This window comes from Symbiopectobacterium sp. (assembly GCF_051710365.1).
Taxonomy (GTDB): domain Bacteria; phylum Pseudomonadota; class Gammaproteobacteria; order Enterobacterales; family Enterobacteriaceae; genus Symbiopectobacterium.
Map to the genome: position 1 here is coordinate 1 of NZ_JBPETA010000361.1, position 1,317 is coordinate 1,317.

At 46.5% G+C, this 1,317-nt stretch carries 3 protein-coding genes; 1 reads left to right on the forward strand and 2 read right to left on the reverse strand.

Annotation, left to right across the window (positions count from 1 at the left end; translation table 11 throughout):
- Positions 1-157: 157 nt before the first annotated feature.
- Positions 158-364, reverse strand: coding sequence for a DNA polymerase III subunit theta (locus ACTBDZ_RS17875; protein ID WP_430359032.1), 207 nt, complete (start codon positions 362-364; stop codon positions 158-160).
- Between the two features lie 215 nt (positions 365-579).
- Here ACTBDZ_RS17875 and ACTBDZ_RS17880 point away from each other — a divergent pair, with 215 nt between their 5' ends.
- Positions 580-798 carry a KTSC domain-containing protein gene (locus ACTBDZ_RS17880; RefSeq protein WP_438816278.1) on the forward strand — a complete coding sequence of 73 codons (219 nt, stop codon included), beginning with the start codon at positions 580-582 and terminating at the stop codon, positions 796-798.
- 121 nt (positions 799-919) lie between these two features.
- Here ACTBDZ_RS17880 and ACTBDZ_RS17885 read toward each other — a convergent pair whose 3' ends face one another.
- The gene (locus ACTBDZ_RS17885; protein ID WP_438816277.1) at positions 920-1,204 is read right to left on the reverse strand and encodes an SDR family oxidoreductase; all 285 of its coding nucleotides are present in this window, start codon (positions 1,202-1,204) and stop codon (positions 920-922) included.
- Positions 1,205-1,317 lie beyond the last annotated feature (113 nt).

Here is a 1,317-nt window from a genome sequence, read left to right on the forward strand (position 1 = left end):
GATTGTTAGTATGAATCATGAGAGTTACCTCGTGTTTTGTATAAGGATTGGACACCCATATCAAAACCGGTAACTCTCAACCTTGCAAGGTCCAGTGTCAGATCAAGTCGCGACTAATACACATAAAGGAAAGCAGAGTGCCGCTGCAATCCTTACATCACTCAACCAGCGTTTGCGCTTTATAGATGCTCCGGTAATGCGCTAACCGAGCTTCAAAATAGGCTCTTTTTTCCGGTGGGATTTTCTGGGCAATTGTTTCTGCGCATATTTCACGCTTCTGGCTTTCCATAAAGGCGACTGTCGATGCAGCAAAATCTGCATACTTGTCACTGTATTCGAGAATCATCTTTTCAAAATTAATCATACCAACAGATCCTCCCTTGTGGTCAGCACCATGCTGTATTAAAAATATACAACACCCTGTGCAAAACACGTTGTAAGCGATACAGAAAAACATTGCAGCAGATCACAAAGTGAGCAGTCAATTTTCCTATCACTCAATATGCAGGTAACGCTGGATGCCACGTTCCTAAATGCCGTATAGTTTGTCTTTGCTGACAGGTATAGAGGACATACGTGGTGTTGCGGCATTCAGTCACATCCTCCAGAATTCGCGCGATCGGTTACGATCCCGATAAACGCATATTGGAAATCGCCTTTCATAACGGTGAGATTTATCAATACCTAGATGTTCCGGAAAGAATTTATAAAAAATACATTTCCGATGCAGTGGTTTCGAAAGGCCGGTTTTTCGATGGGGTGATAAAAGGGAAATTTTTATGCCGCCGATTGGCCTAGTCGGGCCGTAGGCGTTTTTTCAGTAACAAACATTCTGGGTAACAAAAAGGCAAACGGGAGCTAAGCTCCCGTTTGTTGGTTAACGCCGCTGTTCACCAGGCAGAGGCCTGGTGAACGACAATTACGGCTGCTTACCGATGTAAGCCAGGATTCCGCCGTCAACGTACAGAATGTGACCATTCACGAAATCAGACGCGTTGGACGCCAGGAATACAGCAGGCCCTTTCAGATCGTCGGTCGTGCCCCAGCGTGCAGCAGGTGTTTTTGCGATGATGAACTGGTCGAACGGATGACGAGAGCCATCAGCCTGAATTTCACGCAGCGGTGCAGTTTGCGGCGTAGCGATGTAGCCTGGGTCAATACCGTTACATTGAATGTTGGCTTCGCCAAATTCGACCCTGTACACGATTCTGTGTAAATGCCTTTTCTCAGTAGTGACCGTCCAGACGATCACCGAACTCGATAATAAAGCGGCTCATAGCCATACGCCAGTCCCTCAGCGGCATCGTCCATTTTTGT